The organism is Simplicispira psychrophila DSM 11588 (assembly GCF_000688255.1).
In the GTDB taxonomy this organism is placed as follows: Bacteria; Pseudomonadota; Gammaproteobacteria; order Burkholderiales; family Burkholderiaceae_C; genus Simplicispira; species Simplicispira psychrophila.
In genome coordinates, this window is sequence record NZ_JHYS01000016.1 from 17,079 (window position 1) to 33,244 (window position 16,166).

Consider the following 16,166-nt stretch of genomic DNA (forward strand, 5'->3'; position numbering starts at 1 on the left):
AATCAGAGCGTGCGCCAGTGATCAGGCCGGACTGGCGGCACTGGCGTCACTGGCGGCTTCATCGAGCGCGGATGAAGCCGTGCGCGATGCGGCCGTGGGTGCGAAATACAGCAGCGTCCAGCCGGTATCAGGCCGGAAATTTTGTTCGCTGGTTGCCAGCCAGAAGCTGCCGCGCGGTGACACGCCGCCGATCAGTTGCCAATCTTCACCCACCGTGCCCAGGCTGGACAACAATTGCGCGTAGTCGAAGGCTTCAGTCAGTTTGCGCGTCTGAAAGGTCCAGCCGCTGTGCAGCCACTGGTGCAGCTGCTCGAACGTGGCTGTCGGCCCCAAGGCGCTGTAGCCGCGCTGCTGCAGCGGCAACTGCTTGTTGCCGCCGCCCGCTTCCAGGTGCGAGGGCAACTGGAAGGTGCGGTGGTGGCCAAACTCGTGGCCTTCGGCCTGGCAGACCAGGGCGTTGTAGTAGTCGTTGTCGGTGGCACACAGCAGGTGGCTCAGGTGCTCGATGTCCAGCGTGTGGTGCGCGTGCTCAGACAAAATTTCGCCATAGAACACCGAGATACCGTCCATGCGGATCGGCTTGAGGCGCTGGTAGGCGCCGTCGGCCACCACCACGTCAATATCGAGCTTGCGCAGCGCCTGTGCCAGTGCCAGCGACCAGCTCGACGCCCCGACGATCAGCAGGCCATTTTCAGTTTTGGCCGCCAGGCGCAGGCGCTGCGCCAAGCGCCCTAGCGTCAAGCCGTGCGCCAGCACCGTGACCAAAATCACCAGAAACACGATGGGCGCCAGCCGCTCGGCGTCCGGGTAGCCGGCCGCGACCAGGGCCGGGCCAAAAATGCCTGCTGACGCCGCCGCGACGATACCGCGCGGCGCAATCCAGGCCAGCAGCAGGCGCTCTTGTGGGCGCACGGGCGCGGCGATGGTGGCCAACCCGACCGACATCGGGCGCACCACCAGCAGCAGTACCAGCACAAACAGGCCGACGCGCCAGTCGATTTGCGCCAGCTGGGCCACGTCCAGCTGTGATGGGATGACGATGAACAGCACCGACAGCAACACCACCGTCAGGTTCTCTTGGAAGCGGCGCAGGGTCTCGCGCTCCACCAGCTGCATGTTGCCGATGACCAACCCCATCAGGGTGACGCTGAGCAACCCGGCCTCGTGCTGGATGCGGTTGCTGGCCCAGTAGCAGACCAGCACCAGCACCATCAGCATGGGCGCCTTCAGGTGCGTGGGCATGGAGCCGCGCCGGTACAGCCAGCCGGTAGCCCAGCCGCCCAGGCCACCAAACACGGCAGCCGCCGCAATCGCGCTGCCCATGCCCAGGGCCACCTGTGCCCAGCCGCCATCGGCCAGCGTGAAATATTGGAACGTCAGCACCGCCAGCAACACACCGACCGGGTCGTTGACGATGCCTTCCCACTTCAGCAGCGCCGCCGTGTCCTTGTTCAGCCGCGCTTGGCGCAGCAGCGGCAAGATCACCGTCGGCCCGGTCACCACCAGAATGGCGCCCAGCACCCACGACACCGGCCAGCTCAGTCCCGCCACATAGTGCGCCGCCAGCCCGCCCAGCAGCCAAGCCACCGGCGGCGCCAGCAGCGTCAGACGCCGAATGCCGGGGCCGGTGCGCCGGAATTCGCCGGTTTTCAGATCCATGCCGCCTTCAAACAGAATGATGGCCACGCCCAGGCCGATCAACTCCGTCAGTTCGACCGCGGGCAGGCGCAGGTTGATGGTGCCGGTCACCGGGCCGAGCAACAAGCCGACGGCAATCAGTACCACGATGGCGGGCAGGCGAATCTGCGCCGCCAGCCACTGGCTGGCCAGACCGGCAGACAAAATCAGCAAGAGAACCGTGGCCATGTGCATGTTCATGTACGGGCTTTCATAGAGGCAGGGAGGAGCATTTTGCCCGTGGATGCTGCCCGCCAACGTAGGCGGGTAGCGCCAGAAGATACCGGCAGGCCGGCATGGCGCGCCTGCCCTGCAAAGCCGCTGCACACATCCTCCGCCGGCCTGATAGTCACGTTCCGACACACCTACCGCGCTGCACAATGGCAGACGGCCATTTCCAGCCCGACAGCTGCCCCGAACCCGACAGGAAAAATGCATGCACGCAGACGCCCCCACCCAACACCCGAACCAGTTTGCCCTGCTGCGCCAGCGCCGTTTTGCGCCGTTTTTCTGGACGCAGTTCTCCGGCGCGGCGAATGACAACCTGTTCAAATTCGCCTTCACGGTGATGGTGACCTACCAGCTGAGCGTGGCCTGGCTGCAGCCGGCGATGGCCGGACTGGTGATTGGCGCACTGTTCATCCTGCCGTTTCTGCTGTTCTCGGCCACGGCCGGGCAGCTGACCGACAAATACGACAAGACGCGCATGATCCGCTTCGTCAAGAACCTGGAGGTCGCCATCATGCTGGTGGCGGCGGCAGGGTTTGTCGCTGGCAACGTGCCGGTGCTGCTGCTGTGCACCTTTCTGATGGGCGTGCACTCCACGCTGTTTGGCCCGGTGAAATTTGCCTATCTGCCGCAGGTGCTCAGCGAGCGTGAACTGACGGGCGGCAACGGCATGGTCGAGATGGGCACCTTTGTGGCCATCCTGCTGGGCAACGTCGCCGGCGGTTTGCTGGTGGCCCTGCCGGGGATTGGCCACAGCACGGTGGCGCTGGCCTGCGTGCTGCTGGCGCTGGTCGGGCGGGGGGTGGCGCAGTGGATCCCCAGCGCACCAGCCACCGATCCGGGTCTGCGCATCAACTGGAATCCAGTCACCGAAACTTGGCGCAATCTGCAGTTGGCGCGCCGTCATCCGGTGGTGTTCCGTTCGCTGCTCGGCATCAGCTGGATGTGGTTTTTTGGCGCAGTGTTCTTGAGCCAGTTCCCGAGCTTTGCCAAGGAGATTTTGCACGGCAACGAGCAGGTGGCGTCGCTGTTGCTGGTGGTGTTTTCCATCGGTATTGGCACCGGCTCGCTGCTGTGCGAGGTGCTCAGTCGCCGCCATGTCGAGATCGGGCTGGTACCGCTGGGGGCGATTGGCATGAGCGTATTTGCCATCGACCTGTACTTTGCTGCACGCGGTCTGCCGGCGTCGGACATCATGGGGTTGGCTGCGTTTGTGTCGCAGGGCGCGCACTGGCGCGTCATGGCGGATCTGGCGCTGCTGAGCCTGTTTGCGGGCCTGTACAGCGTGCCGATGTACGCGCTGATCCAACTGCGCAGCGCGCCCACGCACCGCGCGCGCATCATCGCCGCCAACAACATCTTGAACGCCCTGTTCATGATCGCCAGCGCGCTGATGACTGGGGCCTTGCTGTCGGCCGGCTTCACCGTGCCACAGGTGTTTTTGTTCACCGGCCTGGCCAACGCCGTGGTGGCCGGCTACATCTTCTTGTTGGTACCCGAATATTTGCTGCGCTTTGTCGCCTGGGTGGCGTCGCGCTTCATCTACCGTTTTCGCGTGCGCGGTGATGCGCACTTGCCCACCAGCGGCGCGGCGGTGCTGGCCTGCAACCATGTGAGCTTTATCGATGCGGTGTTGCTGATGGCCGCCAGCCCACGGCCGATTTATTTCATGATGGATCACCGCATTTTTCAGGTGCCGGTGCTGGGCTGGCTGTTCCGCTTGGCCAAGGCGATTCCGATCGCGCCGCAAAAGGAAGACCCGCAGGTGTATGCCGCCGCCTTCGAGCGCGCCGCACAGGTGCTGCAAGGCGGCGACCTGCTGGCCCTCTTCCCCGAGGGCGGCATCACGCGCGACGGTCAGTTGCAGCCTTTCAAGGGCGGTATCGTGAAGATACTGGAACGGGCACAGGCCGACGGACTCGACGTGCCGGTGATCCCGATGGCGCTGACCAACCTGTGGGGCTCGTATTTCAGCCGCATCGAGCAAGGCGGCGCGATGGTGCGGCCATTTCGGCGTGGCTGGTTGAACCGCGTCGGGTTGAACGTCGGCGCACCGCTGTCCGGCCAGGGCTTGGAGCCCGAGCAGCTGCGCACGCGCGTGGCGCAGTTACTGGCAACCTAAAGCAAGTCCTCGCCGTTAAAAAGCATCAAAATTTCTGTGCCCCCTGGGCCTGCTTTGATCTTGCCGCGTGATGCGCAAAAAATGCCAAAGCGCTGTAGTTCAGCCGCCGATGCGCTCCATAGAATGCCAAGAAGTTCCCGCCAAGGGAGGAAATCACCATGACAAACACCCATGCCATCGCGCCACCCGTGCCGGCCCCTGCTCCTGCCGGGTTTCAGCTGACACCGCCCGAGGTGGTGCAGCCCGTCAGCAATGACTTCGCCAAAACGGCGATTCCTTTGCCGCAAGAGCTGGCGCAGGCGGTAGAAGAGCAGGTGGACAAATTCGTTGCAGGCTTGTTGACGGAAGACGTCCAAAGCGAAGGCTTTCGCGCCAAGCTGGACAGCGCGTTTGCCTTGGGGCGCGCAGAGGTGTCGATTGCCGCCAGCCTGATGCAAGGCCGACTGATGGAGCGCAACTTTGTCGGCACCGAGGACAGCTCGGCCTTCAAGGCGATACAGGAGATGCGCCGCCAGCTGGACGACCTCAACCCCGGCAAGCAAGGTGATTTGTTTCAGCCGCAAAAGCTGCTGGGCTTTATCCCGTTTGGCAATCGCCTGCAAAACTACTTTCGCAAGTTTCAAGGCGCGAGCGAGCAGTTGAATAACAGCATAGAGCAGCTGTATGGCGCGCGCGACGACATTCAGCGCGATGTGGTGGACATTGAAGCCACGCGCGGCAAGCTGTGGGAGGCGATGCAAAAACTGGCCGGGGCGATGCGCTTTGCCGAATTGCTCGATACCAAACTGTTGGCCCAAGTCGAGGCGCTGCGCGCCACCGATGCTTTGCGGGCAAAAGCATTGGAGCAAGAGGTGCTGTTTTATGCCCGACAAAACCTGCAAGACATGCTGACCCAGCAGGCGGTCTGCACCAACGGCTACTTGGCGCTGGATGTGCTGAAGAAAACCGGGCGCGAAATGATGAATGGCTGCTCGCGCGTCGCCACCACCGGCATGAGCGCGCTGGCCGTGGCGCAAACCGTGGCGCGCGCCACCGGCAACCAAATCAAGGTGATGGAGATGCTGTCAGGCGTCAACGCCACCATCGAAGGCTTGCTTGCCGAGAGCGGTCGCCAGCTCAATACCCATGTCGAAAAGACAACGCAGTTTGCGCAAAACCCGATGGTCGGCATCGAAAAGCTCCAGGAGATGTTTGACCAGACCTTTCAGGCGATGGACGCGATGGACAATTTCCGCTCACAAGCCATCGTGGTGATGGGGCAGAACAACGCCATGATTTCTGCCGAGCTGCAACGCGCCGAGCAGTACATCGACAAGGTGCGCCAGCAGCAGGCCCGCCAAGCCACCAGCACGCAGTTGAGCGGGCCGGTGAAGCTCTGATTTCATTGTTTTTAAGGAGTAATTCTCATGGCCACTGGTCGTTACATCGTTCAGCGCGATACCGCTGCTTGGCGCCTGCAAGTTCGCCTGTCGTTTATTTTGGCCATCGTCTGTGCGGGGGTCGGCGTGCTGAATATGCCCGGACAAGATTTGGACCGGGCCTTTTTGGCCATCGGTATGTTTTTCTGTCTGTTTGCCAGCTTTAGCGTGGCCAAAACCCAGCGCGACAACCGCGATGGGCAGGTCGATACCTCGATGTGGGTGATTGCGGTGTGGATTGCCTTTGCCGCCGCTGTGTTGTTGACCGGCTGGGGCTTGTGGCGCATGAATATCGAGCAGTGGCAAAAATATTACATGCTGGTCAGCTGGCTGTTCATGGTCAGCAGCACCTTCACTTTGGCCAAGACGATTCGCGACGCGCAAGAGGCGGATTTGCTGGAGCAGCGCTCGGCGCGCGCGCGCAGTGCTGCAGAAGGCGATGCGGCCTGAGCCGACGCTGATTTAGTGCGGTAAGCGCGATTTCTTGGAGTCCAAAAATCGCTGCTGACTTGCCAATGGCTCGGCCGCACTGCGGCTGAGTTTGATTTCCCGCAGCCGTATTTCTTCCAGCAACAAATCAAGCTGCTGGCGCAAGGCGACTTGCGCGCAGGGCTGGTCGCTGAGTAACTGCTGGCCGCGCTGCGCCACCGGCACGCGCAGGTAAGCCGCGACGCTGTCGGGCACGTAGCGGCGCAAGCATTCGCGCAGGTACAGCCGGTCGTCCAGGGTGAAATGCTCGTCCTGCACCACCGTCTGCTGGCCGATGCGCTGTAACGCCTCTTTGATGGCCAGCAGGCGCACAGCATTTGCTTCATCCAACTCCGCAGCGGCTTTTTCTAGTGCAGTGTCAAAGGCGGCCAGCGAGGCGGGGTCAAACAACCGCGCCGGCATGGCGCCTGCCCCTAATCTGCTGGCGGCGCTGGCCTTGTCGTGGAGGATTTTCCAGCCGACTGCGCTGCCCGCGGCAATGGCGATGCCGACCACCACCAGCAGCATCAGCGATTGAATCGCCCCCAGCAAGGCCACAATGCCGCCGCAAGCCGCCAGCACGCCCAAAGCGATCTGTGCGCCCGACGCCGGTTTTTGTGCTGACACCCGCGACGACGAGAGGTGATCCACCAGCGAAACGCCAAACCGGTTACGGGTGTGTATGCGCTCGATGCGCTCTTGCAACGCTGCGTGCGGCTCTCGCTGATCTCGCTCCTGCCGTGCGCTGTGCTGTTGCTTCAGCGCAGTGCGGCGGTTGACAGGGCCGTCGCCCGAGATCAGGCGACTGTCTTCTTCTGGCGGGTGCATTGTGATGATTTTTAGGTCAAATCAGCCTCTAGCCCTTTATATATCTGCGCTATCAGCTATTTATTTAGGAGTAAATAGAGCTTTTTTAGCCCAACAAATCCTGCAAGCCACTGGCACGCTGCGTACGCTGCTGCACGGCCGTGGCCAACAAACCCGGTTGCGCTGCCACCAAAGTAAACGCTTTGCGCGCGCGGGTGATGCCGGTGTAGACCAGTTCGCGGCTGAGTACCGGGCCGGCGTGGGCGGGCAGCACCAGCACGGTGTGTTCAAACTCGGAGCCTTGGCTTTTGTGCACCGTCATGGCAAACGCAGTTTCGACATGCGCCAGCCGCCCGACGCCGACCGAGCGCAGTTGCGGGCCGTCGGCAAAGTAAACGCGCAGGCGCTGGGTGGCGTCCGCTCCGGTCGCATCGGGAGCCACGGCAGCTGGCAGGGTGATACCAATGTCGCCGTTAAACACCCCCAGCGCCGGATCGTTGCGCGTGACCATCACCGGGCGGCCGACGTACCACTCACCGCGCACGCTCAAACGTTTGTCGCGCTGCAACGCGGCTTGCACCGCTTGGTTCAGGCCGGCAGCGCCCCAATCGCCTTCGCGCACGGCGCACAGCAGGCGAAAGCGGTCAAAGGCAGTCAGCACGCGGTGTACCCATTGCGTATGTGCGACTGCATCACCTGCCGCCGGGCGGTCACTCATGCAGTCAAGGTAAGCGCTGTAGCCACCGGGAGCACCGGCGCGGCCTTGCAGCGCCAGCCGCACTACCGCCACCGGATGGACACCTTCATAACAAGCCAGCGCGCCGCTGCTGTCGTCGGCCAAGCGTTGCTGGGCGGCTTGTGCGTTGCCGTCGTTGACCACCAGCGCCAGCTCGCCAATCGGACCACTAAAACGCCGACTTTCGCGCAGCATCACCGTGTGTTGTGCCAACGGCGGCGTGGTGCCGGTGCTTTGCAGATAGTTCTTGGGAATAGTCTCGCCGGTGGCGGCCAGCGCGTAAGCGGCGGTGCTGGCGCTGTAGCGGCCAGCTTGCGCGTCGCGGCACAAATCACCGAGCACTGCGCCAGCTTCGACCGAGGCCAGCTGGTCTTTGTCGCCCAGCAGCACCACCCGCGCCGTCGCGGGCAGCGCAGCCAGCAGCGCGGCCATCATTTCTAAATGCACCATCGAGGCTTCATCGACGATGAGCACGTCAATGTCCAGCGGCTGACCCGCGTGGTAGCGAAACTGGCGCGTGTCCGGGCGTGCGCCCAGCAGCGAGTGCAGCGTGCGCGCCGCGCCCATGCGCTGGGTCAGCGCGTCCAAATCGAGACTGCTGCCGACGCGGGTGCGCAGCTCACCCAGCGCGGTGTCGATGGATTGCTTGAGCCGTGCTGCCGCTTTGCCGGTGGGCGCGGCGAGGGCAATGCGCAGGCGCTCGGGTTGGACATCGACGGCGAACAGCAGCGCCAGCAGACGCGCGGCGGTGTAGGTTTTGCCAGTGCCGGGGCCGCCGGTGATGACAGAAAAGCGTCCGCGCAGGGCCAGCGCACAGGCCAGCTTTTGCCAGTCAGGCGCGGCAGATGTAACGGATGCCGTAGACGCATCGGAGGTAAACAAGCGATCCAGCCACGGGCGCACCTTGCTGGCATCGACCGGTACGGGTGTGGCAGTGCGCGCCACAATCTGCTGCGCTACGGCGCATTCGTAGCCCCAGTAGCGGCGCAGGTACAGCCGGGGCGCCTCGGCACTACCGCGCAGCACCAAGGGCTGGTCAGCTGGTTCGTTGCCTTCGTCGCCATCGACCACGCCGCTGGCCAGCAGCGCGGCGTGCCAGTGCGCCAGCTTGCGCGGCAAGCGTGACAACAGCGCGTCGAGTTCCTCCAGCGCCTTGGCCGGCCAACCCAGCACGGCGCTGGGTTGCGCCAGCAGCGGCGCCAGCAGCAGGCAACTGTGACCGCGCCCTTCCATATGGGCCAGCAGGGCAGTGGCGACCATTACGACGGGCGCAGCGTGTGGGTCCAGCTCGGCCATGAAGGCGGCCAGTGCGCTGTCGAGCCGGCGCAACCAGCCGGCCTCGCTCCACGCGCGCAGGATGTCCAAGGTGTCCTCGGGGCTGATGGGGCCGGTAGTGGGCATGGCGAAATCTTTCAGGGCGGTATTCATGCGCTCTGCTCCTCACGCGCCAGCAACTGGTCTAGCGCGTCCAACAATTCCAGCGGGGGTGCGACGGTGAACACGCCGCTTTCGGGGCCGTCAATGCCGCGCAAGAACAGGTAAATCGCGCCGCCCACATGCTGCGCCGGGTCGTAGGCATCACCCAAGCGCTGGCGCAGCAAGCGATGCAAAGCCAGCAGGTACAGGGCAGCCTGCACGTCATAGCGGTGCGCCGCCATGGCCTGCGCCAGTGCTTCTAGGTGGTAGGCCGAGCCCTCAGTGCCGAGCTGGTTGGATTTGTAATCCAGCACCCAGTAACGCCCTTCGTGCTCAAACACCAAGTCGGCAAAACCCATCAACATCCCGTGCAAAGTGCGCTCGGGCAGCGCGGCGCGCTCGTGGCCGATCAGCAGGTGCTGACAGCACAGGGCATCGACGTCGCTGGCCGGTAACTGGCCGGTGGGCAGCCAAAACTCCATCTCGGGCAAGACGTTTTTGAGCGCATTCAGCGGCGTACCCAACGCTGTACCCAAGCTGGGCAGCGGTGTTGCTACCACGGCACTGAGCCACTCGATAACGCTGTCGGCCTCGGCGCTGTAGCCGCCGCGCTCGCAGCGGCGGCGCAGACGCTCGGCCAAGGGAGTGTCGGCCGCCAACGCAAAGCCTTCACCCGCCAGCCACTCCATTTGATCGTGCAAAAAGTTGCCAATCACCGGGCCGCGCTTGAATTGGTGCCAGACCGCAGCGCTGATGGCGGCGGCTATGCGCGTCGGCAAGACAGCCACGGGGTTGTCCAACGCCCGCTCATCGTCGCCCGAGCGCTGCAAGGCGACGGCGCTGTGGCTGGCCACGCTCTGGCCGACACCGCGCACCAATTGCGAGAAGCTGCCAATGCCCCAGCGGCGCTCAAACTCGGCGCTATAGACCGGCTGCTCGTGCAGCGGCGCGGACGCGGCGCGCTGTGCCAGTTTGGTGAGCGGTACGTCACGGGGCAGACCGTGTTCCACCGCGTGCAGAGCGATGTCATTTCGGCCCTCAGCCAGCGCTTGCAGCGGCCCCAGCCAGCCGCCTGCGCTATACGGCTGCGCTCCGCCCAGCCAGTAACCGGCGGCGCTGTGGTGCGTAGTGCAGTCCTTGCCGTTACCGACCTTGAGCGCACCAAACCCCAGCCACAGCGCATGGCGCGCGCGCGTCAGGGCGACGTACAACAGGCGCAGGTCTTCGCGCTGGCGCTCCAAGTCGGCCTGCTCCAACGCCTCGTCAGTCAATGTCAGGTGCAAATGGCGCTGGCCGCTGTCGTCCGCCAAATTCAAAAACGAGGTGTAGCGGCGCGTCACGGCGCGGTAGCTGCAGGCGAACGGCAGGCACACCACCGGGTATTCCAGCCCTTTGCTTTTGTGGATGGTGACGACTTTGACCAAATCAGCATCGCTTTCGAGGCGAACAATTTGCTCATCGCTACCGCCGCGCTCGCCCTGCAATTGCTGGCCCAGCCAGCGGATCAAGGCTTGCTCACCTTCCAGTTGCGCGCTGGCCACTTGCAGCAGTTCGGCTAAGTGCAAAAAATTGGTTAAGCGGCGTTCGCCGTCCGGCTCCTTTAACCAACGCACTGGTAAATCCAACTGGTGCAAGGTCTGGCGCAGCATGGTCAACACGCCTTGCGTTTGCCAGACATGGTGCAAGGCGCGCAATTGCTCGCTGCGCACATCCAGCGCATCATCGTCGGTGGCCAAGCACCGCAGCTCGTCCAGCGACAAACCCACGGTGCACGTCGCCAAGCCAGCGCGCACGCGGCGCACATCCAGCGGCTCGGCCACAGCGTGCAGCCAGTGCAGCAGGTCTTGCGCCTCGCGGCTGTCAAATACCGAATCTTTGTCCGACAGATACACCGAGGCCACGCCGCGCCGGCGCAATTCGCGGCGCACGGCTTGGGCTTCTTTGCCAGTGCGTACCAGCACCGCAATGTCGGCGGGGCGCAGACGTTGCAATGGCTGGCCCGATTCGGCAAAACCGGCTTGGTCGTCGTTCAGCCAGGTGCTGATGCGCTCGGCGCACAGCGCGGCAAACAAGCGCCGGTGCTCTTCGCCGCTGCGCAGCTCCAAATCGTGCGTCACAGCCAGCGCGGCGACCGGGCCGTCAGTGGTCTGAAAGTGCTCGGGGCGGCCACTGGCACCCACGGCCACGAACGGCAATGGGTTGTCAGCGGGGGCGGCGTCGCTGCGGAAGCGGAAAGCGCCGGCGCCGGTGCGCGCTTCGGCCTGCACAAAGCTGTGGTTAACCGCATTCACCAGCGCCTGGGTCGAGCGGTAGTTGGTGCCCAGCACATAGTGGCGTCCGGCAGTGGCGCGGCGCGCAGACAAATAGCTGTAAATGTCGGCACCACGGAAACCGTAGATGGATTGCTTGGGGTCGCCAATCAGCAGCAGCGCGGTGCTCGGGTCGTTGTCTGCGGTGCGGTAAAGCTGTTCAAACAGCCGGTATTGCAGCGGCGAGGTGTCTTGAAACTCGTCAATCAGGGCCACCGGGTGCTGCGCAATCATGCGGGCGCGCAAGCGTTCGCCGTTCGGCCCGGCCAGCGCTTGGTCGAGGCGCTCCAGCATGTCTTGAAAGCCAAAGGTGCCAGCGTGCTGCTTCAGTTCAACCCGGCGCGCTTGGACGTGGGCGGCGGCGTGCAAGCGCAGTGCGGTGGCGGGGTCGGGCAGCGCTTTTTGCGCAGCAAGCAGGTCGGCAAAGGCTTGGAAATCGCTGGGTAGGGTGATCGGGGCGGCACCGTCTTTGCGTGCCTCCAGCAGACCGTCCGGGGCCAGCCGCCATTGCGCTGGGCCGGTTAAATCAAGGGGCAGGCTGTCAGCGCTGCGGGCCCACGCAGACAGGTCATTGAGCCATCCGGTGTAGTGGCGTGATGCCAGTTTGCGCCGGTCCCAGTCGCACACTTTGGGCGCAGTTTGGGCATCCAGCCAGTCTTGCATGGCTTGCGCGCGCGCCGCCCAACCGACTTTCAGCGCGGCGATAGCATCGCGGTAGGCCTGCATATGCTGCTGCACACATTCAGCCAGCGTGCCTGCGCCACTGCCGGGCAGTAGGGTTTGCTCGGCCAGCTTGTGCATATCATCCACCAAGGCAGCGACATTGCCCCACACCTTCAACACATCGTCGAGTGCTTCGCCGCGCAGGGGGTAGCACTGCTGGCGCCAGTAGTCTTGTGCGGCTTCGGTGTGGACGGCGTGCTCGTCAGCACTGAGTTCTTCGTCAAACAAGCAACCGCTGTCAAAAGCGTGTTCGCGCAACATCCGCTGGCACCACGCGTCGATGGTGTGCACTGCCGCGTCGTCCATGCCTTCCGCCGCCATCGCCAAACGCCAAGCGGCGCTGCGGCGCTCAATGCCTTCGGGGTAGGCGGCCAGCAAGTCGGCCAGAAATTCATCCTGCGCCGGCACCGCCCTCTCACCGCGAAAGCACTGCGCGGCTTCTATCAGCCGCGCACGAATGCGGTCAGACAACTCGCGCGTGGCGGCGCGGGTAAAGGTCATCACCAAGATGTCCGCCGGGCGCAGCGGCTGAGGAAAGGCGTTGGCACCGCCGTGACCGAGCACCAAGCGCAGGTACAGCGCGGCAATCGTCCACGTCTTGCCAGTGCCGGCGCTGGCTTCAATCAGGCGACTGCCCCACAGCGGAAAATCAATGGCCTGCAACGCGGTGCTAGGAGAATGTGTCGTCATACGGTGGTTCCTTCAACACTGGCCCTGTCTAAACTGCTCAGGCCGTGCGGCGTGGCGTGTACGTGGGTATTAGCCCATTCGGCCAGCGGCCCACAAAGGGTATGCGCCAGCCGTTCAAAACGGCCATCGTCGGTGAGCGCATCAAAGTCGGGGTACATCCGTCCCAAGCAAGGCTCGGCCACGTCGCCATCACGCTGGTAACCGCCGTCATAGGCAGCGGCAGCGACCACCGCCGCCGCTTCTTTGCCCGTCACCAATGCCAGTCCGGTGCGCAGTGCCAACGGCAACGGCCCGGCCATACCTTCGCGCCACGCGCGCAGCACCTCATCCAACGTAGCTTGGGCGCTGTCAGCATCCAACGGCGTAATGCGCAGCGTGGCATCGCGCCCCACCAAAATGCCATGCACCACTACGTCACTGGCGGCAGCCGCCAAACTGCGCACCCAAGCGGTGAGCAGCTTATCGGTGCGCAGCGTGCCTTTTTTAGCGTCTTGCAACAGCTTGGACGGGGTTAACTCCAGCCACACTGGGGCGTCGTCCGGGCCTTGTGTGCCTTCGCGCAGGTGATCCAGCCAGTCTTGCAGCAGCGGGTTTAGATTCTCTGGAGTGGCCGCGCCCTCTTTGTAGTGCAGCGGCACCCGCGCCATGGCGGTGGGGTGCTGCGCTTGCACGCGCTGCCAAGCCTGTAGCAGCGGCAACAAAATGGCTTCTAGCTGCGCTTGGGTGCGCTCGGCAAAGCCGCCCAGCGGCAGCCGACCGGCGCGGCGCAGGTTGTGCAGGCGCGTGCTCAACAAGGCCGCCAGTTCAGCGCTGAGGGTGTCGGCATCGACGCTGTGCAGCTGTGCCATATCGGTCAACACCTCGTCCACCAAGGTCTGCACTACGCCGTATTCCTCCAGCCCGCCCAAGCCAAAGGATTCGTCATCTGCCGGGTCTTCTTCCCGCGCATCGAACGCCACGCCCAGCCGCTCGCGGAAAAAAGTTTTGACTGGATTACGCAAAAACCGCGCCAGTTGGTCCACCGTCAGCGGCACGCTGACATCGGGCGTCCACGCGGTCAAGGGCGCAGCGGCGGTGGTTGTTGCTACGACTGCCACATCCACAGATGCCGACACAGCGTGCGCCGAGCGCCATTCGCGTGCATAGGTTTGCAGGCCGGGGGTGCCTTCAAAATAGCGCCGGCTAAACGGTTGCAACGGGTGTTCAGTGGTGCGCGGTGCCAGCACCTCGCCACTCCAGCCCGCAGCCAAATAGTCGCGCAGTTGCGACACCAGCACCGACGGCGGCTGTGCACTGTTGTCGCGCACGCTGTGCCCCGTCCAACTGACATACAGCACGCGCCGCGCCGACAGCAGCGCTTCGAGCATCAGCTGGCGATCGTCGCTCTGGCGCGAACGGTCGCCGGGGCGGTGCTGGCCCGGCAAGCCCATCAGGTCAAAGTCGCTGCGCGGCGCGCGGCGCGGGTAATCGCCATCGTTCATGCCCAGCAGACACACCACCTCAAACGGAATCGCGCGCATTGGCATCAGCGTGCAAAACGTCACGCCACCAGCCCGAAAACGCTGGCTCAACGCTGGCTCTTCCAGCGTGTCTAGCCACGCCTTGCGCGCTACCGCCAGAGGTACCGCTTCATCAAACTGTGCTTGTGCGCAGGCTTCTTGCCAACGGGTCAAAGCGTCATCCAACGCGGCCAACGTGTCGCGATCAGCATCGTCAGTCGGCGCGACCAAATCAGCCAACAGCGCGCGGCCGCGCTCGGCCCATTGCGCAGGTGTGGCCGGCACGCTGGCTTGCACGCGCCACAACTCAAGGCGGTGCAGCAAGCTGGCCAAGGCACCAGCCAATTCAGCCTCCAGCCCGCCGACTTCGCCATACGGCTGCAAGTCAGCAAACGGCGTAGTGCCGCTGGCGTAGCCGAGCAACATCCGGCGCAGACCAAAGGCGCTGGTGTTTTGCGCACCGCAAGCCGACAGCCCCAGACCGGAGCGCTGGGTTTCATTCAAGCCCCAGCGGATACCGGCACCAGCCATCCACTGTGTCAGCCGCCCCAGTGCATCGGGTGCCACACCAAAGCGCGCGGCCACGGCGGGCACATCGAGCAAATCACGCAATTCACTGAGCCGGCAGCGCTGCTGCGGCAGGCGCAACAACCATTCCAGCGCACTGACCAGCGGACTGCTGGCGCGCGCACTCAAGTCTGCGATATCAAACGGAATGAAGCGCTTATCGTGGCGGCCATACTGGCCAAACACGGCGCGAATCGCTGGTGCCATGGTGTCGATGTTCGGCACCATCACCACCACATCGCGCGGCTGCAACCGGTTGTCCGCCGATCGGTTGGCCAGCAAGGCCAGCAACTGGTCGTGCAGCACCTCAACTTCGCGAAGCGCGCTGTGCGCTTGGTGAAACACGATGGAGCGATCCAGCGCATCGGCTGTGAGCTTGGGGTGTTCGGCCAAGGGCCGCAGGTCGCGAATATGTTGCTGCACTTGCAGCAGCAGCGGTGCGCCCGGCGTGTCCTCCTCATCAAACAAATCTACGCGCGGCAGGGCAAAGCGCTGCTGTGCCTGCTCCGCGTCATCAAACTCATCCAGTTGGCGGACAAAATCGCGCCCTTGGCGACCCCACGCCGCCAGCAACGGATGGGCGTGGGCGTGCATATCTTCCAGCGGCAAGTCGACCAAATCACGCCCGGCGCGCAGCGGCTGGCGGCGGCGCTCTAGGCGCAGCAGGTCGCGCCCTTCCATGATGTCGGCCCAATGAAAGCGGCACGGGTTAGGAATCGCCAGCAGCACCTGGGTATGGCCGGCGAGCGCGGCCAGCATTTGCAGCACCGGCAGTGGCACATGTGAAGCGCCAAACAGCACCACGCGCCGCGCCACTGGTTGGTTCGGCTTGGCACCACGGCGCAGTTCCTCCAGCGCCCGCTGGTGAATCAGCGGGCGAATGGTACGGCGCTCGCGCTCGTCCAGCGATTCCATCACCGCGCGCCACAACAGCGGCTGCCATTGCTGATCGGGCGACACAACCAAATCGGGCCGACCGGGTGCGGCCAGCACATCGCGATCTGCAAACCAATCCACCAGCCAGTCGGGCCGATAGACTTGGTATTGGTCAAACAAATCGGCCAAGCGGCTGGCCAGTTGCAGCAAGCGGTCGGCACCACCAGGGCGCAAAAAGCGGGCTACTGGGGCAAATTCTGGCACTTCCAGCAGCCCCGGCAACAGCTGCATCAAGCGCCAGGTCAGCGGGGTTTTATCAACGGGAGACTGCGCCGGCACCTCGCTACGCCCCAGCACTTGGCGGTAGGTGCGCCACAAAAAGCGTCCAGGCAACTCGACACGGGCTGCCGCGCACACGCCGCCATGGCTCGCCAGCGCCATCTTGAACCACTCGGCCACGCCGTTGCTTTGCACCAAGACGATGTCTTCTTCCAAGGGCGACAGTGGGTGCTTTCGCAGCCAAGCAAAAACGGTGTCCGCAAGCGCTTCGGTACGATTGCTGTGCAGGGCAATCAGGCCCGGTTGAAGAGAAAGAGTGTTCACGGGAGCGGGCTTTCTGGGGATGCGGCG

General features: G+C 63.9%; 8 protein-coding genes. 3 read left to right on the forward strand and 5 right to left on the reverse strand.

Annotated elements, in window-relative coordinates; translation table 11 throughout:
• Positions 1-21: 21 nt before the first annotated feature.
• Positions 22-1,866, reverse strand: coding sequence for a cation:proton antiporter (locus Q390_RS18625; RefSeq protein WP_169737287.1), 1,845 nt, complete (start codon positions 1,864-1,866; stop codon positions 22-24).
• A 247-nt stretch (positions 1,867-2,113) separates the two neighbouring features.
• On the opposite strand from Q390_RS18625, the gene Q390_RS0114180 reads away from it, so the two are divergent.
• From Q390_RS0114180 to Q390_RS0114190, 3 genes are all read left to right on the forward strand, one after another.
• Positions 2,114-4,027 (forward strand): MFS transporter, encoded by a 1,914-nt coding sequence (locus Q390_RS0114180; RefSeq protein ID WP_027996656.1) that lies wholly within the window; start codon positions 2,114-2,116, stop codon positions 4,025-4,027.
• Between the two features lie 158 nt (positions 4,028-4,185).
• Complete coding sequence (locus Q390_RS0114185; RefSeq protein ID WP_156949912.1) at positions 4,186-5,406, forward strand: toxic anion resistance protein; 1,221 nt, start codon at positions 4,186-4,188, stop codon at positions 5,404-5,406.
• A gap of 27 nt (positions 5,407-5,433) precedes the next feature.
• Positions 5,434-5,895 carry a YiaA/YiaB family inner membrane protein gene (locus tag Q390_RS0114190; protein WP_027996658.1) on the forward strand — a complete coding sequence of 154 codons (462 nt, stop codon included), beginning with the start codon at positions 5,434-5,436 and terminating at the stop codon, positions 5,893-5,895.
• A 12-nt stretch (positions 5,896-5,907) separates the two neighbouring features.
• Here Q390_RS0114190 and Q390_RS0114195 read toward each other — a convergent pair whose 3' ends face one another.
• The 4 genes from Q390_RS0114195 to recC form a co-directional block, all read right to left on the reverse strand.
• On the reverse strand, positions 5,908-6,741 hold the full coding sequence (locus Q390_RS0114195) for a hypothetical protein (RefSeq protein ID WP_027996659.1): 834 nt from the start codon (positions 6,739-6,741) through the stop codon (positions 5,908-5,910).
• An 85-nt stretch (positions 6,742-6,826) separates the two neighbouring features.
• The gene (recD, locus tag Q390_RS0114200; protein WP_051603268.1) at positions 6,827-8,884 is read right to left on the reverse strand and encodes an exodeoxyribonuclease V subunit alpha; all 2,058 of its coding nucleotides are present in this window, start codon (positions 8,882-8,884) and stop codon (positions 6,827-6,829) included.
• Positions 8,881-12,594, reverse strand: coding sequence for an exodeoxyribonuclease V subunit beta (recB, locus tag Q390_RS0114205; RefSeq protein ID WP_027996661.1), 3,714 nt, complete (start codon positions 12,592-12,594; stop codon positions 8,881-8,883). The genes recD and recB overlap by 4 nt, the downstream gene beginning before the upstream one ends.
• On the reverse strand, positions 12,591-16,139 hold the full coding sequence (gene recC, locus Q390_RS18630; RefSeq protein WP_051603269.1) for an exodeoxyribonuclease V subunit gamma: 3,549 nt from the start codon (positions 16,137-16,139) through the stop codon (positions 12,591-12,593). The genes recB and recC overlap by 4 nt, the downstream gene beginning before the upstream one ends.
• Positions 16,140-16,166: the final 27 nt, after the last annotated feature.